Raw genomic sequence first — 22,507 nt, 5'->3', positions numbered from 1 at the left:
TGCTCTTTGTAGGAGTGAGCCTGCTCGCGATAGCTGACTTCCAGTCACATCAATGTTGGATGTGCCGCAGTCATCGCGAGCAGGCTCACTCCTACAGGGTTCTGCGTCAGGCGGCCTGTCGCAGTTGAGGTTTCACTGCGGCTTCACGCCGTGCATCCTTGGGGCCGAACACTTCCCGCGGTTCCGGGAACAGGCTCAGCAACGTCAGGTACACCACCGACGCCAGGCCCAATGTCACCGGCAAGCTGATGTCGATGCCGCCGGCCATTTCACCCAGCGGGCCAACGAATTGCCCCGGCAGGTTGACGAAGCACAGGCCGACCGCCGCGCTCGGGATCCATGCGCCCAGACCGCGCCAGTTCCAGCCGTGGTTGAACCAGTAGCGTCCGCCCTGTTCGCCGCGCGTGAACACTTGCAGGTCATCCGGGCAGTAGAAACCGCGACGTACCAACAGGCCGATGATCATGATCACCATCCATGGCGTGGTGCAGGTGATGATCAGCACGGCGAAGGTCGACACGCTCTGCACCAGGTTCGCCGCGAAGCGACCGATGAAGATGAAGGCAATCGACAGCACGCCGATCAACAGCGTCGCTTTCACCCGCGACAGCACGCGCGGGAACACGCTGGACATGTCCAGCCCGGTGCCATACAGCGACGTGGTGCCGGTGGACATGCCGCCGATCACCGCAATCAGGCACACCGGCAGGAAGAACCAGCTCGGCGACACCGCCAGCAAACCACCGACATAGTTGTTCGCCGCGATGTAGTCCGGCGCCTTGATCGCGACGATGGTCGCGGTGGTCAGGCCGAACAAAAACGGAATCAGGGTTGCCAACTGTGCCGCGATCACCGCCAGCATGATCTGGGCTTTCGGGGTTGTGCGCGGGATGTAGCGTGACCAGTCGCCGAGGAAGGCGCCGAAGGAAATCGGGTTGCTCATCGCCACCAGCGCGGCGCCGATAAACGCCGCCCAGAAACCTGCCTGACCGAGGGCCACGCTGCCGGCGTACTGGCTGTCGAAGGCGGGGGCAAAGGCGAAAATGCCGAGCAGGAACAACAGGCTCGCGGCCCACACCGCGATGCGGTTGACCCACAGCATGATGCGGAAGCCGTAGATGCACACGGTGAGCACCAGCAACGCGAACAAGCCGTAGGCCAGACCCAGGGTCAGGTCGGTTTCCGGCAGGCCGATCAGACGTTTGGCACCACCGACCAGCGCGTCACCCGAACTCCACACCGACAGTGAGAAGAACGCGATCGCCGTCAACAACGACAGGAACGAGCCGACGATCCGCCCGTGCACACCGAAATGCGCACCCGATGACACGGCATTGTTGGTGCCGTTGAGCGGGCCGAACAGGCCCATCGGCGCAAGGATCAGCGCACCGACCACCACGCCCAGCACGATCGCCCAGACGCCGGCCTGAAAAGACAGACCGAACAGCACCGGGAAACTGCCGAGCACGGCGGTGGCGAAGGTATTGGCGCCGCCGAAGATCAAGCGAAACAGGTCGCTGGGTCGGGCGTCGCGCTCATGATCCGGGATCTGTTCGACCCCGTTTGTTTCAATGCTGCTAAGGCTTTTTTCGTTGTTGTTGTTATTCATGATCTGCTCCGATCACAAAGGCGCGCTCATCGTTCGTGAGCGTCACCTGTTTTGGCTAAGGGGATGGCAGCCCTTCCGGCATCGCGGACAAATGTTCGTGGCAGGCCAGCCAATGGCCTTGTTGTTCTAGGCTCGACGCTTGTTTCTTGAAAACAATCGTCTCGCGCTCCTGGCTGAAGTGTTGCTCCCCTTGCATGCGCAGCTCGGTGGCCACGTCATGGATGAAAATCGCCACGTCACCTTGCAGGCTGACGAAGGCGTTGCTCGAGGTGCACGCAAGCACCTCGAAGCCATCCTCGGCGCGCCAGTTGTCCCACAAGGCCTGATAGGCATCGCGCGACAGCAACGGCTGTTCGAGGGTGTAGAAAACGAAACTTGCATCGGCGCTGAACGCGCCGAAGTAAGCCTCGCGATCGTTACGGGCAAAGGCAGCCACCAGTTCGGCGGCCGCTTGCAGAACCTGATCACGTTCGTTCATGACGCAACCCTCAGCGGTGAACCACGCCAGGCAGTACGCAGAGCATTTCGTACAGCAGGTTGGCGGCCAGCAGCGAGGTGTTACCGGTGGTGTCGTAAGCGGGCGAGACTTCTACCAGATCGCAACCGATCAAGTCGAGGCCTTGGCAGCCGCGAACGATTTCAATCGCCTGAATGGTCGTCAGACCACCGATTTCCGGGGTGCCGGTGCCAGGCGCCCAGGCCGGATCGATGCCGTCGATGTCGAAGCTGAGGTACACCGGGCCGCCGCCGACTTTCTCGCGCACTTCGGCCATCAGCGGTGCCAGCGACTTGTGCCAGCACTCTTCAGCCTGAACCACGCGGAAACCCTGATCGCGGCTCCAGTTGAAGTCGTCAGCGGTGTAACCCTGAGCGCGCAGACCGATCTGCACGACGCGATCACAATCGAGCAGACCTTCTTCAACCGCGCGGCGGAAGGTGGTGCCGTGGGCGATTTTCTCGCCGAACATGTGATCGTTGACGTCCGCGTGGGCATCGATGTGCACCAGACCGACCTTGCCATGCTTCTTATGAATCGCACGCAGGATCGGCAGGGTGATGGTGTGGTCGCCACCCAGGGTCATCGGGATCACGTTGTGCTCGAGGATGTTGTCGTAGGCTTCTTCGATGATGCGCACGGCGTCGAGCAGGTTGAAGGTGTTGATCGCCACGTCGCCAATGTCGGCCACGGCCAGCGAGTCGAACGGCGCAGCGCCGGTCGCCATGTTGTAAGGGCGGATCATCACCGATTCGGTGCGAATGTCGCGTGGCCCGAAGCGGGTGCCGGGGCGCAGCGAAGTACCGATGTCCAGTGGCACGCCTACGAAGGCAGCGTCCAGGCCGGCAGCGGTCGGTACATGGGGGAGTCGGAGCATGGTGGCGATGCCGCCGAAGCGCGGCATTTCGTTGCCGCCCAGTGGTTGGTGAAGAATCTTGTCCACGGGTAGGGCCTCATCGTCTTTGTTTTATTTATATCGGCGCGCCGTTGAGCACAGGTTCGGACGCCGCTGTGGGGCCGATGATGCGAAATGTAGTGAGGGGAAAGAATCGCTACGGGCAAATACTTAGTTCAGATTTTTCTAAACTAATGCCAGACTTCCACACCGGCTCGTTCCCATGCTCCGCGTGGGAATGCATCTACGGACGCTCCGCGTCCAGCCGTACTTGCAGGTGACGCAGAGCGTCACAGGCTGCATTCCCACGCAGAGCGTGGGAACGATCCTTGGAGTAGACATGGCCAACGCTTTACCCGACCTGAAACTATTGCGCATCTTCGTCAGCGTCGTGCGCCATCAGGGTTTCGCCAATGCGCAGCAGGAACTCAACCTGTCGACCTCGGCGATCAGCACCTACATGAGCCAGCTCGAAGCCGCGCTAGGTCTGGTGCTGTGCCATCGCGGGCGCGGCGGGTTCAGCCTGACCAGCAAGGGTGAGCTGTTCCATCAGGAAACCCTGCGCCTGCTCGCCGAACTCGAAGGGTTCGAGCAATACGCCGCCGCGCTCAAGGGCGAATTGCGCGGCACGCTCAACCTCGGGGTGATCGACTCCACGGTCAGCGACAAGGCCTTGCCGTTCGCCGAAGCCATCGGCGGCTACAGTCAGGAACACCCGGCGGTGCATTTGCACTTATCGGTGATGAGCCCCTACGAACTGCAACTCGGTGTGCAGGACAACCGCCTCGATCTGGCCATCGGCGCGTTCTCCACACGGATGAGCGGTCTGGTCTACATGCCGCTGTACCGCGAACAGCACTGGTTGTATTGCAGCAGCCGCCATCCTTTGTTCAACGAGCGGCGCATCCCCGAGCAAGTCATCACTCAGCAGCGCATGGTCGGTCGTGGTTACTGGAGTCAGGCGGAACTGGCGCGTCACGGTTTCAAACACAGCGCAGCGACCGTGGAAAGTATGGAGGCGCAGCTGATTCTGGTGTTGTCCGGCGCCTACATTGGTTACTTGCCGGAGCACTACGCGCAGGCGTGGGCCGACAAAGGGGATTTGCGGGTTCTGCTGCCGGCGACGTTCGGTTATCAGGCGCCGTTCTCGATGATCATGCGCCGGGGCCGTAGCCGTGAGCCGCTGATCCAGACCTTCCGCGATTTGCTCAAAGCACAGCTCAATCAGGCTTAGCTTGTAGGAAAAAGAAGTATGTCCAGACCTCAATGCCCGCGCTGCCTGCGCCCACAAACCCATTGCCTGTGCCCGCTGATCCCCAGCCTCGACAGCCGCACGCGGGTGTTGCTGTTGCAGCATCCGAGCGAGGTCAATCATGCGTTGAACACCGCGCGATTGGCGGCGTTGGGGTTGAGCAATGCCGAGTTGATTGTGGGTGAGGTGTTTGAGGATTTGCCGACGCTGCTGAATCAGCCGGGCTATCGGGCGCGGTTGTTGTTTCCCGCCGATGATGCGCAGCCGATGCAGGCTTACGCTGAGTCGGATGAGCCGTTGTTACTGGTGGTGCCTGATGGAACGTGGCGTAAAGCGCGCAAGATGCTGCACCTCAATCCACTGCTGGCGGCGTTGCCACGGGTGACGCTGGCCGAGGGCGGGGTGTCGCGCTATCGGTTGCGCAAGGCCCCGGGGCCGGGGGCGTTGTCGACGGTTGAGGCGATTGTGCAGGCGTTGCAAACGCTGGAGGCGCCGGTTTCGTTTGAACCGCTGCTCAAGCCGTTTGAAGCGTTGATCGAGGGGCAGATTGCGGCGATGGGGGAGGAGACCTTTCAGCGTAATCATGGCGATAGATGATCGTTCCCACGCTCTGCGTGGGAATGCATCCAGTGACGCTCTGCGTCACAGTCGCAGAGGGACGCGGAGCGTCCCGGGCGGCATTCCCACGCGGAGCGTGGGAACGATCATTCGCTACCGCTCGCGCATCGCCTCAGTCCGCGCCTTCAACACCGGTTTCAACAGGTAATCCAGCACACTCTTCTCGCCGGTAATAATGTCCACCGTCGCCACCATCCCCGGAATAATCAGCAGCGGCTTCACATCTCCGCCCAAATGGTTTTTATCGGTGCGCACCTGAATCAGGTAAAAGCTGTTGCCCTTGTCATCAGTAATCGTGTCCGCGCCGATCAACTCAAGCTTGGCGCTCAGCCCGCCGTAAATCGTGTAGTCATATGCACTGAACTTGACCATCGCCTTCTGCCCCGGATGCAGAAACGCGACATCCTGCGGGCGCACTTTGGCTTCGATCAGCAGGTTGTCCTCCAGCGGCACGATTTCAACCATGTCGCTGCCCGGCTGCACCACGCCGCCGATGGTGTTGACCTTCAATTGCTTGATCACGCCGTGCACCGGTGAAGTCACGGTGGTGCGGGTGACCCGGTCGTCGATGGCGATGCTGGTCGCGGTGATTTTTGACAGGTCGGTGCGTTTCTCATTTAGCTCTTTGGCGGCTTCGGAGCGGAAGGTTTGTTCGGATTCGTCGATCTTGCTGCGGATCTCGGCAATCGCCGATTCGGCACGGGGAATGGCGAGTGTGGTGGCGTTCAGCGAACCTCGGATCTCCACCGCGCTGCGCTTCAATCGCAGGATCTCCACCGGCGACACCGCACCGGTTTTCACCAGCGGTTCGGACATGTTCATCTCTTGCTGCAGCAACGCCAGGCTGGAACTGAACTGGCCCTGCTTGGAACGAAATTCCGCCAGTTCCTGGGTTTTCTGCCGCAGTTGTTCGCTGAGGGTTCGTTGTTCACTGGCCAGTCGGCGCTGGCGTTGGTCATACAGCGAGCGCTCGTCTTCAGCGACTTGCGGCGCTTTGGCGACCACTTCATCGGAGAGCTTGAACGGCCGGCCTTCCGCTTCGGCCGACAGTCTTTCGACCTGCGCCGTCAGCGCATAACGATCGGCCTCGCTCTCGCCTTTGTTCGAACGGAAGCGCGTGTCATCCAGACGCAGCAGGGTGTCGCCCTTGTTCACCATTTGCCCTTCACGCACGAAGATCTCGGTAACGATGCCGCCCTCAAGGTTCTGGATCACCTGAATCTTGCTCGACGGAATCGCCTTGCCTTCGCCCATGGTCACTTCTTCGAGCACGGCGAATTTGGCCCAGACCACCGCACTGATCAGCAGCCCCGCCGCCAGCCACACGGTGATCCGCGACCAGCGCGGCGAATCCTGCAACGCGGCCCCGGCGGTTTCCGGCATGAACTCGGCTTCGGCACTTTTGCCGAAACTGTCGAAGTAGCCGCGAGATTTGCTATCTGAAGATGCCGACATGGGGCGATACCCCTCAATTAAGAAACATCAAACTGGATGACCCATCAGTGGCCAGGGAGCTTCCCCTCGCCACAGAACCTCCCTTTGCCCAGAGCTTTCTGTGTTCAGAGAACTTCCCTGGTGGCCACAGAAAATTCCTGTGGCCAAAAAGCTTTCCTGTGGTGAGGGGATTTATCCCCGATGGGTTGCGCAGCAGCCCCCAAAATCTTGTGGGCGCTGCGCACCCAAACGGGGATAAATCCCCTCGCCACAGGTTTTGTGTAAGGCACAGGTTCTGTGCAATGCAGGACACTTTTTTGTGTTAGCCATAAATTATGGTTAAGCATCTACACCGCCGCAGAGCCGACGCGGCCCTTGCGCAGTGCTTCGATGACTGCTTCTTTCGGGCCGTCGGCGACGATCCGGCCGTTGTCGAGTACCAGCAGCCGATCCACCAGGCTCAGCATCGAGGTGCGGTGGGTGACCAGCAGCAGGGTTTTGCCTTGCACCCAACCATGAAGTTTCTGGCGCAGGATGTCTTCGCTGCTGTTGTCCATGGCGCTGGTGGGTTCGTCGAGCAGCATGATCGGCGGGTCGAGCAACAGCGAACGCGCGAGCAATACCGCTTGGCGTTGGCCGCCGGACAGCAATTGCCCGCGCTCACCGACCGGCCGATCAAAGCCTTGCGGATGCTGGCGGGCGAGTTCGGTGACGCCGGTCAGCTCAGCCACTTCAAGCATCCGCGAATCGCTGACGTAGCGTGCGCCGAGGGTGAGGTTATCGCGCAGGCTGCCCGCCAGCAGCGGCAGGTCGTGGGCGACATAGCCGATTTGCTGGCGCAGATCCGCGACATCCAGTTGCCGCAGGTCGAGACCGTCGAGCAGCAACTGGCCTTCTTCTGGCTCATAGAAACCCATCACCAACCGCGCCAAGGTGCTTTTACCCGAGCCACTGCGACCGATAATGCCAACCCGCTCACCGGCCTTGAGGCTGAAACTGATGTTGCTCAGGGCCGGCGCATTCTGGCCGTTGTAGTGAAAGGTCACGCCGTTGACGTCCAGCGCACCTTGCAGTTGCGTGCGTTCCAGCGGCCGCTGTTTGCCGTCACGTTCTTGCGGCAACGACATCAATGCGTCGGTGCTTTTCATGGTCAATTGCGCTTGCTGATAACGGGTGATCAGCCCGGCGATCTGCCCCAGCGGCGCGAGAACGCGGCTGCCGAGCATGTAGCTGGCGACCAGCGCACCGACGCTGAGGTTGCCGGCGATGATGCTGTAAACCCCGGCGACAATCGTCGCCATCCCCGAGAACTGCTGAATGAACAATGTGCCGTTGGTTGCCAGCGCCGAGAGATTGCGCGCATGGCTGTCGAGGCGGGTGAGGGCGCCGTGGGTGCTTTCCCATTTGTGCTGGCGCTCGCTTTCGGCGCTGCAGGCCTTGAGGGTTTCCAGACCGCCGAGGGTTTCGATCAGCACGGCCTGGCGTTCGGCGCCGAGGCTCAGGCTTTTCTGCACGGTGTCGCGTAGGCGCACCTGAATCGCCAGGGCGAAGATGATCGTGATCGGAAACGCCAACATCGGAATCACCACCAGCCAGCCGCCGAGCAGACCGATCACTACCAGCATCAGCACGACGAAGGGCAGGTCGATCAGGCTGGTCAGGGTGACGGCGGTGAGGAATTCACGCAGACCCTGAAAGTCATGAATGCTCTGCGCAAACCCGCCGATGGTCGCTGGCCGCGCCTTCATCGACATGCCGGTGATGCGCTCAAACAAAGTCGCGGAAAGGATCACATCGGTTTTCTTGCCGGCGGTGTCGAGCAAGTGCGCACGCACCACCCGCAGCACCAGTTCGAAACCGGTGCCGATCAACAGGCCAATCGACAACACCCATAAGGTCGACGTCGCTTGGTTTGGCACCACGCGGTCGTAGGTCTGCATGACAAACAGCGGCACCATCAGGCCCAGCAGGTTGATCAGAAAACTGGCGAGAATCGCATCGCCGTATAGCCATTTCGACAGCTTCAGCGTGTCGCGAAACCACGCATGCACGCGCGGCACCAGCGGCGAGCGCAGGTCTTCGAGTTCGTGGCGCGGCCGGGCGAACAAGGCCTGGCCGCTGTAGTGTTCGGTGAGTTCTTCACGGCTGACCCATTGCTCGCCGCCATCGGCTTCGCTGGGCAGAATCAGCGCTTTACCGTCATCGCCAAAACGCCGCAACACGGCGGTGCGGCCGTCGTTGAGCAACAACAGAATCGGCAGGTTCAGTGGTGAAATATCTTTCAGTTCACGGCGCAACATCCGCGCCTGCAACCCTGCACGAGCAGCCGCACGGGGTAGCAAATCGAGGCTCAAACGTTGTTTGTTCAGCGGCAGCCCGGCACTCAGGCTGGCGCGACTGACCGTCGCGCCATGCAGTTTGCAGAGAATCAACAGACCGTCGAGTAACGGATCATCGAAGCTCAGCCGCGGATCGACCCCAGAGTTGCCGGGTTCCATGCTGGTCATATTGATCGCTCCTTTGAACTGGCTCGGACACCCACATCAACCCTGCTGCATGATCGTTCCCACGCTCTGCGTGGGAATGAAGCCCATGACGCTCCGCGTCACTGGACGCAGAGCGTCCCTAGAGGCATTCCCACGCAGAACGTGGGAACGATCATGCAGCCTTCGGCAGCTCCTACAGAGGGGTTATTTCAGCTCGGGGAGGCGGGCTTCGTTTTTCACCTCGCTGGAAGCGATCGCATCGGCGGGCAGCACCACCCGTTGTTTGCTCAGCAACTGGCCCATGTTCGCCAGCACGCGGTACATCGAATATTCCTCGGTGTAGCGAATTTCGGTGTAACGACGGTTGGCGTTGTAGAGCTCGTTTTCACTGTCGAGCAAGTCAAGCAGGGTACGTTGGCCGAGGCCGAACTGATCCTGATACGCGGCGCGTACACGCTTGGTGGTTTCCGCGTATTCGCGGGCGGTCGGGGTCTGTTTCTTCGCGTTGAGCATGGCGTTCCAGGCCAGGTGAATGTTCTCGTTGAGCTGACGCAGGGCGTTGTTGCGGATGTCCATCGCCTGATTGATCTGGTGCGCATCGGAGGCCAGTCGCGCCTTGTCGCTGCCGCCACGGAACAGGTTGTAGTTCATGATCACGCCGACACGCCATTCGTTGTCGTGGCCTTCATCGCCCTGCACGTTGTTGTTCGCGCCCACCGCTGCTTCAGCGTCGAAGCGTGGGTAGAACGGCGACTTGGCTACTTCGTATTGGCTCTCGGCCGATTGCACGTCGGCCTGCGCCGATTTCAGGTACGGGTTGTTTTCGACCATGCTCTGCTGGGCTTCCGGCAGGGTGGTCGGCAACTCGCCACGGGTCGTGGCCGGGGCTTCCAGTTCATCAGGCATGCGCCCGACGACGCTGAAGAAGTTCGACTCGGCATCCGCCAGATCCACTTCAGCGGTGTCGAGGTTGTTTTGCGCCAGTGCTTTACGCGCCACCGATTGATCGGAGTCGGCGGTGCTGCCAATGCCGCGCTCGGTGCGCAGGCCGATCTGATCGTTGACGCGCAAGTGCGCTTGCAGGTTGTTCGTGGCCAGGGTCACCAGTTCGCGGCGCTTGAGCACTTCGAGGTAGACCTCGATGGTGCGCAGGGCCAGATCCTGAGCGGTGCCTTGCGCGTAGTAGGCGCGCGAATTGGACACGCCTTTGGTGCGCTCAACCTCGTTGGCGGTGTTGAAACCGTCGAACAGCATTTGCCGTAAACGCAGCTCGGACTGGGTGTAGTTGAGAATTCGTGTGTCGTGGTTACCGAAGGCGCGGGTGTTGGTGTTGTCGCTGTAGCCACGACCGTAAGCGGCGTTCAAATCGACGGACGGATAGAAACCGCCCTTGGCGACTTTGACTTGTTCATCAGCCGACAGGCGTGCGTCCACGCGCGAAGCGAGTTCCGGGTGGGTGGCGATGGTGCTTTGGATCGCCTCGGTGAGGTTCATGGCCTGGGCTTGGGATGTGCAAGCCATGGCCAGCAAAACCGCGCTGCAGAGGGGGGTTAAAACGCGCATGGGTGCATCTCCCTGAGTCCTGATGGTGTGTTACTGTCGCCAAAAATTTGACGATATTTTTAGTGGAAAGCGTTTCACTCTTGTAACAACAGAGCTAAGAACATAATGAAGCGTAGCTAAGAAAAAATTTTCATAAGGCTTATTCCGAAAAAAACTTATGCGGTTTGTAAAATCCGGCACATTGTTCAGCTCGAAAGCCTTTGTTTTATGCGCGCTAGGGAGCGCAGAAAGGCTTGAGGAAAGTTCCATTCACTTTGCGACATACGGCGAAGTACTGCTGAAGGGGAGGGACGCGTAGCGGCTGGGGAGCGACAGATTTTTGTCACTCGAGTGATTCACCGGCGTTACGTAGCGCTCGTGGGTTTGCTGCATTGATCAGGTTTTTCAAGTGCTTGATAGCACTGATGTTTCCTGAACGGCGCAACCTGCGAACGAACTGTCGAAGGCGCGAGCGTCGCCACGGCAACCCGATTGAGCCATGGGCTACTTCGTTAACCAGTGCCGACAGTGGTCGGCAGCGGAGGAATTCACATGGCAACGCTCATCGGTACCGTCACTAAAGTCATTGGTCAGGTTTTCGCACAGGCAGCGGATGGCACAAAACGCGCCTTGGTCGAGGGCGATCGGCTGTTTGCCGGCGATCAATTGATCACCGGGGCCGAAGGCGCCGTCGCCGTTCATCTGCAAAATGGCAAAGAGCTAACCCTTGGGCGCGGCAGCAGCATGACCCTGTCCGGGCAACTGCTCGCCGATCAGGCCGCGCACGTGAACGCGGCCGAGGCGGTGACCCCGAGCGAAGCGCAACTGACCGACGTTGAGCAAATCCAGAAAGCCATCGCCGCCGGTGATGACCCGTCGAAAACCGCTGAAGCCACTGCCGCCGGGCCAAACGCCCCGGGTGGCGCGCCGGGTGAAGCGGGCGGTGGTCACAGTTTTGTCTTGCTGACGGAAGTTGGCGGGCGCGTTGATCCGATCATCGGATTCCCCACCGCCGGGTTCGGCGGCATCCCTGAATTCCCCGAAGAACGCCACAACGTGGTGATCGACAACGGCGACGACACGCCAGTGATCGTGCCGCCACCGGTCAACAATCTGGTGACCCTCAACGGCCTGTCCGTGCCGGGTGGCGAGCTGAACCTCAACGAAGCCAATCTGCCTGACGGTTCCGCCGCCAACCCTGCTGCACTGACCCAAAGTGGCAGCTTCACCGTTAATGCGCCGGACGGTTTGACCAGCCTCAGCGTCGGCGGCATCAGCCTGGTCAACGGTGGTGTGGCGGTCGGTTTCCCGCAGTCGATCACCACGCAACTGGGCAACACCCTGACCATCACCGGCTACAACGCGAGCACCGGTGTCGTCACCTACAGCTATACCCTCAACGGCAACGACACCCATGCAGCGGGCGATGGCGCGAACAACCTCAGTGAACAATTCACCGTGGTTGCCGGCGACAGCAATGGCGATACCGCGACCGGTACGCTCGACGTCAACATCACCGACGACGTGCCGCGCGCAGTGGATGACAGCAACAGCTCAACCGCTTCGGAAACCTTGCTGACGCTGACCGGCAATGTGCTGACCAACGATGTGCAAGGCGCTGACCGCGTGGCCACTGGCCCGGTGACGCCGGGCACGTTCACCGGCACTTACGGCACCCTGGTGCTGAACGCCAACGGCACTTACACCTACACGCTGAATACCAGTGACGCCGATTTCAAAGCGCTGCACGGCGGTGGCAACGGCACCGAAACCTTCGCCTACACCCTCACCGATTCCGACGGCGATAGCAGCACCGCGAATCTGGTTTTGCAGATCCACAACAACGACGACCCGGTGACCCTCGGCGGTTTGAATATTGCGGGCGGCGAGCTGACAGTTTTCGAGAAAAACCTGGCCTTGGGCAGTTCACCTGATTCGGCAGCGCTGACGCAAAGTGGCAGCTTTACGGTGACGGCACTCGATGGCGTCACCACGCTGACCGTCGGCGGCATTGCCGTGGTCACCAACGGTGTGGCGGCTGGGTTTCCGCAATCGGTGACGACGCCGCTGGGCAGCACGTTGACCATTACCGGGTTCAACGCGGCGACAGGCGTGGTCAGTTACAGCTACACCCTGGTCGATAACGAAGCGCATCCGAACGCCAATGGCGCGAACACTCTGCCAGAGCAATTCGCTGTAACCGTCGTCGATGACAACGGCACGACCGCCAATGCCACGCTCGATGTGAACATCATCGACGACCTGCCAAAAGCGGTGGATGACAGCAACACCGGCACCGCCTCGGAGACCAATCTCAGCCTCACTGGCAACGTGTTGACCAACGATGTGCAGGGCGCCGACCGCGTGGCCACTGGCGAGACTGCCGGGCCGATCACTGCCGGTACGTTTGCGGGGACTTACGGGACTTTGGTGCTGAACGCCAACGGCACTTACACCTACACGCTGAACACCAGCGATGCGGATTTCAAAGCGCTGCACGGTGGCGGTAACGGTACTGAAAACTTCACCTACACCATCACCGATTCCGACGGCGATACCAGCACCGCGAACCTCGTCTTGCAGATCCACAACAACGACGACCCGGTGATCATCAACGGCCTCAACGTGAATGGCGGCGAACTCACCGTTTACGAGAAAAACCTCAGCGACGGCAGCGCACCAGATTCCACCCAACTGACCCAAAGTGGCACGTTCAACATCACCGCACTCGACGGCGTGACCACGCTGACCGTTGGCGGTATTGCCGTCGTCACCAACGGCGTAGCCGCAGGTTTCCCGCAATCAATCACCACGCCTCTGGGCAGCACGCTCACGATCACCGGTTTCAACGAAACCACCGGCGTCGTCAGTTACAGCTACACCCTGGTCGATAACGAAGCGCACGCAACCGCGAACGGCGCGAACAATTTGCCTGAGCAGTTCGCCGTCACCGTCGTCGATGACAACGGCACCACCGCCAACGCGACCCTCGATGTGAATATCGTCGATGACTTGCCAAAAGGCTTAGATGACTCGAACGCAGGCACCGCCTCGGAAACCAATCTGTCGCTCACTGGCAACGTGCTGACCAACGATGTGCAGGGCGCCGACCGTGTGGTCATCGGCGAGAATGCCGGCCCAATCACCGCCGGTACTTTCGCGGGGACTTACGGCACGTTGGTGCTCAACGCCAACGGCACGTACACCTACACCCTCAACACCACCGATGCGGATTTCAAAGCATTGCATGGCGGCGGTGACGGTACCGAAACCTTCACCTACACCATTACCGATTCGGACGGAGATACCAGCACCGCAAACCTCGTCTTGCAGATTCACAACAACGACGATCCGGTGATCATCAACGGCCTCGACGTGAATGGCGGCGAGCTGACTGTTTACGAAAAAAACCTCAGCGACGGCAGCGCACCAGACTCCGGCGCACTGACCCAAAGCGGCACCTTCAACATCACCGCACTCGACGGCGTCACCACGTTGACCGTTGGCGGCATCGCCGTCGTCACCAACGGCGTAGCAGCAGGTTTCCCGCAATCAATCACCACGCCATTGGGTAGCACACTGACCATCACCGGTTTCAACGAAACCACCGGCGTCGTCAGTTACAGCTACACCCTGGTCGATAACGAAGCGCACGCAACCGCTAACGGCGCAAACAATCTGCCAGAGCAGTTCGCCGTCACCGTCGTCGATGACAACGGCACCACCGCCAATGCGACCCTCGATGTAAACATCATCGACGACCTGCCAAAAGGCGTGGACGACAGCAACGCCGGCACCGCCTCAGAAACCCTGCTGAGCCTGTCAGGCAACGTACTGACCAACGACGTACAAGGCGCCGACCGCGTACCTACCGGCCCGAATGCCGGCCCAATCACCGCCGGTACTTTCTCCGGGACTTACGGCACATTAGTGCTCAACGCCAACGGCACGTACACCTACACGCTGAACACCACCGACGCCGATTTCAAAGCGCTGCTCGGTGGCGGCAACGGGACAGAAACCTTCACCTACACCATTACCGACTCGGACGGCGACACCAGCACCGCAAACCTCGTGCTGCAGATCCACAACAACGACGACCCGGTGATCATCAACGGCCTCAACGTGAATGGCGGCGAGCTGACTGTTTACGAGAAAAACCTCAGCGACGGTAGCGCGACAGATTCCACCCAGCTGACCCAAAGTGGCACCTTCAATATCACCGCACTCGACGGCGTGACTACGCTGACCGTTGGCGGTATTGCCGTCGTCACCAACGGCGTAGCCGCAGGGTTCCCGCAATCAATTACCACGCCACTGGGCAGCACGCTCACGATCACCGGTTTCAACGAAACCACTGGTGTCGTCAGTTACAGCTACACCCTGGTCGATAACGAAGCGCACCCAACCGCGAACGGCGCAAACAATCTGCCAGAGCAGTTCGCCGTCACCGTCGTCGACGATAACGGCACCACCGCCAACGCGACCCTCGACGTCAACATCGTCGACGACCTGCCTAAAGCGCTGGACGACAGCAATACAACCACGGCGTCGGAAAGCCAACTGACGCTGACCGGCAACGTCCTGACCAACGATGTGCAGGGCGCCGACCGTGTCGCCAGCGGGCCGGTTACCGCCGGTACGTTCACCGGTACTTACGGCACCTTGGTGCTCAACGCCAACGGCACGTACACCTACACCCTCGAAACCACCGATGCCGACTTCAAAAATCTGCACGGCGGCGGCAACGGTACCGAGAACTTCACCTACACCATCACCGACTCCGACGGCGATACCAGCACCGCGAACCTGGTGCTGAACATCCATAACAATGACGATCCGGTGGTGCTCAACGGCCTCGACGTCAATGGCGGCGAACTGACGGTCTACGAGAAAAATCTCGGTGACGGCACCGACCCCAATACCCCGGCGCTGACCCAGAGCGGCACCTTCACCGTCACGGCCCTCGACGGTCTGCAAACCCTGACCGTCGGCGGCATCAACGTGGTGACCGGTGGCGTGGCCGCAGGTTTCCCACAATCGATCACCACGCCGTTGGGCAGCACGCTGACCATCACCGGTTACAACGAAACCACCGGTGTCGTCAGCTACAGCTACACCCTGGTCGATAACGAAACCCACCCGAATGCCAACGGCGCCAACAGCATCACCGAGAACTTCAACGTGGTGGCGACGGACACCGATGGCAGCACCGCCAACGGCCAGATCAACGTCAACATCGTCGATGATTTGCCGAGCGCCCACCCAGATGCCGCGTCGGTGGCAGAGGGCGGAACCGTCAGCGGCAATGTGCTCGACAACGATATCGGCGGCGCCGATGGCCCGGCGGCGACCGGCGCGGTGGTTGGCGTGCGTGCCGGCGCCGACACGTCGACCTCGGCCCTCGGTGGCCTGAACAGCAACATCAACGGCGCCTACGGCTACCTGACCCTGGATGCCAATGGCAACGCCGTTTACCACAGCAATCCCAATGCGGTGAACGGCCCGGGCGCGGTGGATGTATTCACCTACACCGTGCGCGATTCCGACGGTGATGAAAGCACCACAACCATCACCATCGACGTCGCCAACAGCAAACTGTATGCGACCAGCGACACCGATGTGACCGTGTTCGAGAAAGCGCTCGACTTGACCAAGGACGGCGCGGATCTGGCCCCCGGTACGGTCACCGGCAGCGACCCGAGCAACACCGGCGAAACCGCGTCCGGCACTCTGGTCGGCTCGGTCACTGGCGCGGTCGGCGCGATCAGCTATGCATTGGTCGGCAGTGCCACCGGCAACTACGGACAGATCGTCCTCAACCCCAACGGCACCTACACCTACACCCTGACATCGCCGGCGACCACCACGCCGCATGCCGATGACGGCGCCAACATCCTCACCGAAAGCTTTACTTATCAGGCCACCGATTCGCTGGGCAATATCGTCACCAGCACCATCGTCGTCAGCATCGTCGACGACGTGCCACATGCAGTGAACGACGGCAACGCCAACAGCGCTTCGGAAAGCCTGTTGACCCTCACCGGCAACGTGCTGACCAACGATGTGCAAGGCGCCGACGTGGTCGCGAGCGGGCCGATTACTCCCGGCACCTTCACCGGCACCTACGGCAAACTGGTGCTCAACGCCGATGGCTCGTACACCTACACGCTGGACACCAATGATGCCGACTTCAAAAATCTGCACGGCGGTGGCAACGGCACCGAGACGTTCACCTACACCCTGACCGATGCCGATGGCGACGTCAGCACCGCCAACCTGGTGCTGAACATCCACAACAATGACGATCCGGTGGTGCTCAACGGCCTCGACGTCAACGGCGGCGAACTCACCGTTTACGAGAAAAACCTCAGCGACGGCACCAGCCCGAACACAGCCTTGCTGACCCAAAGCGGCACCTTCACCGTGACCGCCCTCGACGGCCTGCAAACTCTGACGGTCGGCGGCATTGCCGTGGTGACCAACGGTGTCGCCGCAGGCTTCCCGCAGTCGGTGGTTTCACCGCTGGGCAGCACCTTCACCATCACCAATTACAACCCGACCACCGGTGTCGTGAGTTACAGCTACACCCTGGTCGACAACGAAACCCACCCGAACGCCAATGGTGCCAACAGCCTCACCGAGAACTTCAACGTGGTGGCGACGGACACCGACGGCAGCACTGCCAACGGCCAGATCAACGTCAACATCATCGATGACCTGCCGACCGCCAAAGCCGACACCGGCTCGGTGGCCGAGGGCGGTACCGTCAACATCAGCGTGCTGGGCAATGACGTCACCGGCGCCGATGGCGCAGCAACAGGCGGCGCCGTGGTCGGCGTGCGCGCCGGTAGCAACACCGGCACCTCGGCCATCGGCGGGCTCAACAGCAACATCAACGGCAACTTCGGTTACCTGACCCTCGATGCTGCGGGCAACGCTGTTTATCACAGCAACCCGAACTCGGTGAGCCCTGCGGGCGCGACCGACACTTTCACCTACACCATCCGCGACAGCGACGGCGATGAAAGCACCACGACCATCACCATCAACGTCGCCGACAGCAAACTGATTGCCTCGGTCGATCAGGACGTCACGGTCTACGAAAAAGCCCTCGACCTGACCAAGGACGGCCAGGATCTGGCCGCCGGCACGGTCACCGGCAGCGACCCAACCAACACCGGCGAAACCGCGACGGGCACGCTGGTCGGCGCGGTCACCGGCGGCAGCGGCGCGCTGACCTACACCTTGGTCGGCAGCGCCACCGGCAGCTACGGGCAGATCCAGCTGAATGCCGACGGCACCTACACCTACACGCTGACTTCGGCGCCGAAAACCTCGCAGAACGCCAACGACGGGGCGAACAGCCTCAGCGAAAGTTTCACCTACAAAGCCACTGACGCACTGGGCAACAGCACCACCAGCACCATCGTCGTCAACATCGTCGATGACGTGCCAAAAGCCGTGGCTTCCGATCGTTCGGTGGCGGCGGTGGAGATCGATTCCAACCTGCTGATCGTCCTCGACATCTCCGGCAGTATGGCCGACGCCTCCGGCGTGCCGGGTCTGTCGCGGCTGGCGCTGGCCAAGCAGGCCATTAGTGCCTTGCTCGACAAATACGACGATCTCGGCGACGTGAAGGTGCAACTGGTGACCTTCAGCAGCAGCGCTACCGATCGCACCTCGGTGTGGGTCGATATCGCCACTGCCAAGACGATACTGGCGGGTTTGACCGCGGGCGGCGGCACCAACTACGACGCCGCCGTGGCGACCATGCAGACTGCGTTCAACACCTCGGGCAAACTCACCGGCGCGCAGAATGTTGGCTACTTCTTCTCCGACGGTAAACCGACCACTGGCCAGGAAATCGGCACGGCGGATGAAACCGCGCTGAAAGCCTTCCTCGACGCCAACAACATCCGTAACTACGCGATCGGTCTGGGCAGCGGCGTGAGCAACGCCAACCTCGATCCAGTGGCGTACGACGGCATCACCCACACCAACACCAACGCTGTAGTGGTGACAGATCTCAACCAACTCAACTCGGTGCTTTCGGGTACCGTGGTCGGCGCGCCGGTTACCGGTTCGTTGCTGGGCGAGGGCGGTACGTTCGGCGCGGATGGCGGCTTTATCAAAACCATCGTCGTCGACGGCACCACCTACACCTACGATCCGAAAGCCCTTAGCGGTCAGGGTTCGTTGACGGCGACGGTTGGCACCAACCACGGCACCTTCAACACCGTGAACAATTCGGTGAGCATCGCCACCAACAATGGCGGCACGCTGGTGATCAACCTCGACACCGGCGACTACACCTACACCTCGCAGAAAACCACCGCTGTGGTGATCACCGAGAACATCGGCTTCACCGTCAGCGACAACGACGGCGACCTCGCCAGCTCGACGCTGACCGTGAAAGTCATCCCCAACGCGCCTCCGGTGGCGGCGGACGATCACGTCATCACCAACGTGCTGTCGAGCAACGTGGTGGTGCCGGGCGAATTGCTGCTGGCCAACGACACCGATCCGAATGGCGACACGCTCAACGCCACGCCGACGACGTTCAATACCGGTTGGATCTCGAAAGCGGCGGACTTCACCGGCACCGGGGCGATCAATTTCACCGGCACCAACGTCAATACCGCCGCCAACCAGAACCTGGCCAACGTGCGCAATTCGTTCAGTGCCAACGCGGCAACCATGACCGCTGTGCTGGTGGTCAGCGGTTATCTCGGTGCGGTGACCAACAGCAACGCCAACGATGAAGACCGCATCACCGTCAATCTGCGTCAGGGTGAGACCCTTAATCTGGATCACAACCTGGCGGCCGGTCACGTCACCATGGAGTATTCGATCAATGGCGGCGCTTACACCACGCTGGCAGACGGGCAAACGCTGACGGCAGCCGCGAATGCGCCCTATCAGATCCACATCACCAACATCGCCGATCCAAGCGGCGGCGGTAACCCCAACGCGGCGGAAAACTACCAACTGACCATGACCCTCAACTACGCCGGGGCCCACGACATCACCCCGGACTTCAACGGCACCTACACCGCCAACGACAACCATGGCGGCAGCGACACCGCCAACGTCAGCATCAGCTATCAGGATGGCCACACACTCACCGGTACCTCCGGCGATGACATCCTGGTCGCCGGCACCGGCAACAACATCATCAACGCCGGCGACGGCAACGATGTGCTCACCGCAGGCTCCGGCAACAATGAAATGCACGGCGGCGCCGGTAACGATTTGCTCTACAGCGGCCCGGGCAATGACCTTCTGGACGGCGGCACCGGCACGGACACGGCGAGCTATGCCCACGCCACCGCCGGGGTCACGGTCAACCTCGGCCTGCTCGGTGCGCAAAACACCCTCGGTGCCGGAACTGACACCCTGACGGGCATCGAAAACCTCGTCGGCTCGAACTTCAACGACACGTTGACCGGCGACAACAATAACAACGTGATCAATGGTGGGCTGGGCAACGACATCCTCAACGGCGGCGGCGGTGACGACCTGCTGATCGGCGGCCTGGGCAACAACACCCTGACCGGTGGAGCAGGGGCCGATACCTTCCAGTACCTGAAGGGCAACAGCGGCCACGACACCATCACCGACTTCACCCCCGGCACCGACAAGCTCGACCTGTCGCAACTGCTGCAAGGTGAAAACGGCACCACGGCGTCGCTCGATGACTACCTGCACTTCACCGTCACCGGCACGGGCGCGTCGGTGCTCACCAGCATCGACGTCAGCGCCATGGCCGGTGCCACGCCAAACCAGACCATCGACCTGGCCGGCGTCAACCTCGCCAGCCACTACGGTGTAACACCGGGGGCCGGCGGGATGATTGCCAGCGGGCACGACACGGCGACGATCATCACCGGCATGCTCAACGATCATTCGTTGAAGGTCGATACCGTCTGATCTGAGGCTGAAACGACAAAACCCGCGCTCCCGGTTGAAAGGGAGGGCGGGTTTTTTTACGTCTGAAAATAATGGATCTCAATGATATTCCCGGCGTGTGAGGAAGCTCAGGTGGGCAGTTCTCCGACGAACGGTCGTAAAACCTGTAATTTCTGACAGTAGTCAGAACCTGCCCTCGCGCATTAAATGAAGCCATGCAGTGACGGCGCAAATCGCGCCGCTCCGCAACTTTCATAAGGGAAGGCCGGGAAATGGACAAGCATGAACATCCTGCCGAGCCGCCGATCGATGGCCTCGCTGAAATAGCTGCCGCGATGGAAGCACCCAAAGTCCCCGCTGTGCTCGATCCGGATGATCCCAGGGGATTGCTGCCGCTGACAGCATTGGGTGACAGGCTGGCGGTGACCTTCGAAGACTTCGGCCAAGGAATGGCACCGGGTGAGCTCGACCTTGTTGAATTGGGTTTTATGCCCAAAGGCGGGGTCTTCAATAACGTCGATGAGCGTTGGTACCCGACCAGCGACCCCATCAGCTGGCCACAAACCCTTTATGTGCCCCGGGATCTTCTGTCGCACGGCGTGTATGAAGTGGCGATCCGCGTCTCCATTTACGGCAGTAATCCGAATCCCGGAGACCGTAAAACCCTGACGATCGATACCAACAAGCCCAATTTCGGCAACAAGCCCGGGGCCGTGATATTCCCCGCCGAATTGGGCGGCACTGTCGACGAAATCTTCTTGGAGCAAGAGGGTGAGGTCAACGTGCTGGTGCCTTGGTATATCGACGCCGAAAGCGGCGATCGGGCAGTGTATTACTGGACATCGGAGCAAGACCCTCCGGACACCGAGACCCCGGTTCGTGAGCAGGAATTCAGTGCCGAAGACATCGCCGCGAAACGCCTGAACATCACGGTGTACGCCGATGAAATTCGTGCTGGTGGCGCGGGTAAACGCTTCCTTTATTACTTCCTCAGAGATCGCGCGGGGAATGAAGGGCGACACTCCTTTCTTTCGCCGATCAATGTTGATCTGACTCCCGCTCCCGGTGCCCTGCCACCTCCAAGGGTTCCGCTGTCCGCCAGAGGTCTGGTGGACCGGCAGCAGGCCCGGGACGGACTGTTTGTTGAGATCGACCAATACGACCTTGCGGATTCCGCGCAATGGGTCGCGGTTTTCTGGGACGGTATCGCGCTTGCCGAGATTCCCGTGGATCTTGCCGGTTTTCCGTTGAAAGCCCCCGTGCCCTGGCCGGCGTTGCACGACAGAGGCGACGGGCCATTTCGAGCAAAGATTTACTACAAAATAAGGCAGGGAGCGGCGTACGGAAGGCCTTCGCCAGAGATATCGGTCGCAGTCAACCTGACGCTGGCGGGCCAGGATCATGACAAGGCCCCCGCCCTGATTAATGAAGACCTCGCGTTGGTTGAGGTGTATGGGGAGCATTCAGCCACTCTCAACACGTTGCTCACTGAGGATCACGGATTCCCGGCCACTTTGTCACTGACGCTGTACGACGCACCCGAAGCGGGACAGTTGCTGGAACTTCACTGGGGCAGTTACACAGGGGCTGTTGCTCAGTACAAGGTTCAGCCTGGCGATGTGGCCGGTCAACCGATCTCCTTTATCGTGCCGTGGCATGTAATCGACAGCGATAAACAGAATCCGGCCTTGCCGGTGTTCTACACCACCGACAACGGAGTGAATCAGCAACAGTCGCTACAGACCCATGTCAGGGTCGACATTGTCGTCATCGACAACATGAAGGAACCACTGTTTCCCCATGCCGGAAAGGAAGGCGTGCTCCATTGTTGCGCCAGACCCCGATTGTGGGAGGGCGTCACGGTAAGAATTCCCGCCGACCCGAATATCGAGCAGGGCGATACGCTCATTGTTATATGGCAGGGATGCGCGGGGCCCAACGGTACACGACCTATTCCCGGAACTTACCGGGAAATTGAACACCCGCTGCCGACACGGGTGCCTGGCACAGACATCGATATTGTCGTTGCGGATTACGACAGGTTGATCGCCCCCATGGTCAATAACGGTTCCGCACTGGTGTATTACAAATTGCGTAAGTCAGGAGGAGGTCGCGGAACGTCTCGACCGGACTTTGTCATCATCAACCGGACTATGCCCAGCGGCGACATCTGTTCGCCAACTAATGATGTGTGTCAGGAAAACTGAAGCAGTTTCAAATCGTGTAATGCAGTGAATGCCGAGTCCGCTTCGTCAATCAGTAG

At 60.5% G+C, this 22,507-nt stretch carries 10 protein-coding genes; 4 read left to right on the top strand and 6 right to left on the bottom strand.

Annotated elements, in window-relative coordinates; all coding sequences use genetic code 11:
• Positions 1 to 106: 106 nt before the first annotated feature.
• Genes QMX93_RS16220 through speB form a run of 3 tightly spaced genes read right to left on the bottom strand, consistent with a single transcriptional unit; the run spans position 107 to position 3,048 of the window.
• A complete protein-coding gene (locus tag QMX93_RS16220; protein ID WP_212550531.1) occupies positions 107 to 1,609 on the bottom strand; it encodes a cytosine permease in 1,503 nt (500 codons plus the stop codon).
• A gap of 55 nt (positions 1,610 to 1,664) precedes the next feature.
• Positions 1,665 to 2,087, bottom strand: coding sequence for a nuclear transport factor 2 family protein (locus tag QMX93_RS16215; RefSeq protein WP_137218689.1), 423 nt, complete (start codon positions 2,085 to 2,087; stop codon positions 1,665 to 1,667).
• Between the two features lie 10 nt (positions 2,088 to 2,097).
• A complete protein-coding gene (speB, locus tag QMX93_RS16210) occupies positions 2,098 to 3,048 on the bottom strand; it encodes an agmatinase (RefSeq protein WP_008086245.1) in 951 nt (316 codons plus the stop codon).
• A gap of 292 nt (positions 3,049 to 3,340) precedes the next feature.
• Here speB and QMX93_RS16205 point away from each other — a divergent pair, with 292 nt between their 5' ends.
• Both QMX93_RS16205 and QMX93_RS16200 read left to right on the top strand, forming a co-directional pair.
• Entirely contained in the window at positions 3,341 to 4,234 is an 894-nt protein-coding gene (locus QMX93_RS16205; RefSeq protein ID WP_053118206.1) for a LysR family transcriptional regulator, read from the top strand.
• 18 nt (positions 4,235 to 4,252) lie between these two features.
• The gene (locus QMX93_RS16200) at positions 4,253 to 4,849 is read left to right on the top strand and encodes a DTW domain-containing protein (RefSeq protein WP_053118208.1); all 597 of its coding nucleotides are present in this window, start codon (positions 4,253 to 4,255) and stop codon (positions 4,847 to 4,849) included.
• A 114-nt stretch (positions 4,850 to 4,963) separates the two neighbouring features.
• Here the strand turns inward: QMX93_RS16200 and QMX93_RS16195 are convergent, their stop codons facing one another.
• From QMX93_RS16195 to QMX93_RS16185, 3 genes are all read right to left on the bottom strand, one after another.
• A complete protein-coding gene (locus QMX93_RS16195; protein ID WP_053118210.1) occupies positions 4,964 to 6,325 on the bottom strand; it encodes an HlyD family type I secretion periplasmic adaptor subunit in 1,362 nt (453 codons plus the stop codon).
• A 326-nt stretch (positions 6,326 to 6,651) separates the two neighbouring features.
• Positions 6,652 to 8,811, bottom strand: coding sequence for a type I secretion system permease/ATPase (locus QMX93_RS16190; RefSeq protein WP_159814645.1), 2,160 nt, complete (start codon positions 8,809 to 8,811; stop codon positions 6,652 to 6,654).
• A gap of 183 nt (positions 8,812 to 8,994) precedes the next feature.
• Complete coding sequence (locus QMX93_RS16185; protein ID WP_053118214.1) at positions 8,995 to 10,353, bottom strand: TolC family outer membrane protein; 1,359 nt, start codon at positions 10,351 to 10,353, stop codon at positions 8,995 to 8,997.
• A gap of 531 nt (positions 10,354 to 10,884) precedes the next feature.
• On the opposite strand from QMX93_RS16185, the gene QMX93_RS16180 reads away from it, so the two are divergent.
• Together QMX93_RS16180 and QMX93_RS16175 are read left to right on the top strand one after the other, a co-directional pair.
• On the top strand, positions 10,885 to 20,265 hold the full coding sequence (locus QMX93_RS16180) for a retention module-containing protein (RefSeq protein ID WP_282357025.1): 9,381 nt from the start codon (positions 10,885 to 10,887) through the stop codon (positions 20,263 to 20,265).
• 251 nt (positions 20,266 to 20,516) lie between these two features.
• Positions 20,517 to 22,451, top strand: coding sequence for a hypothetical protein (locus QMX93_RS16175; protein ID WP_282357024.1), 1,935 nt, complete (start codon positions 20,517 to 20,519; stop codon positions 22,449 to 22,451).
• Positions 22,452 to 22,507 lie beyond the last annotated feature (56 nt).

The sequence above is a fragment of the Pseudomonas sp. PS01303 genome, assembly GCF_029959385.1.
GTDB lineage: Bacteria > Pseudomonadota > Gammaproteobacteria > Pseudomonadales > Pseudomonadaceae > Aquipseudomonas > Aquipseudomonas rustica.
Note: the sequence above shows the minus strand (reverse complement) of the source record. Positions and strands in the feature narration are given on the sequence as shown.

Bases quoted from the DNA above. Each gene is read 5' to 3' on its own strand.
- QMX93_RS16220 (WP_212550531.1), bottom strand. From the start codon at position 1,609: ATGAATAACAACAACAACGAAAAAAGCCTTAGCAGCATTGAAACAAAC.
- QMX93_RS16195 (WP_053118210.1), bottom strand. From the start codon at position 6,325: ATGTCGGCATCTTCAGATAGCAAATCTCGCGGCTACTTCGACAGTTTC.
- QMX93_RS16215 (WP_137218689.1), bottom strand. From the start codon at position 2,087: ATGAACGAACGTGATCAGGTTCTGCAAGCGGCCGCCGAACTGGTGGCT.
- QMX93_RS16185 (WP_053118214.1), bottom strand. From the start codon at position 10,353: ATGCGCGTTTTAACCCCCCTCTGCAGCGCGGTTTTGCTGGCCATGGCT.
- QMX93_RS16180 (WP_282357025.1), top strand. From the start codon at position 10,885: ATGGCAACGCTCATCGGTACCGTCACTAAAGTCATTGGTCAGGTTTTC.
- QMX93_RS16205 (WP_053118206.1), top strand. From the start codon at position 3,341: ATGGCCAACGCTTTACCCGACCTGAAACTATTGCGCATCTTCGTCAGC.
- QMX93_RS16190 (WP_159814645.1), bottom strand. From the start codon at position 8,811: ATGACCAGCATGGAACCCGGCAACTCTGGGGTCGATCCGCGGCTGAGC.
- QMX93_RS16175 (WP_282357024.1), top strand. From the start codon at position 20,517: ATGGACAAGCATGAACATCCTGCCGAGCCGCCGATCGATGGCCTCGCT.
- QMX93_RS16200 (WP_053118208.1), top strand. From the start codon at position 4,253: ATGTCCAGACCTCAATGCCCGCGCTGCCTGCGCCCACAAACCCATTGC.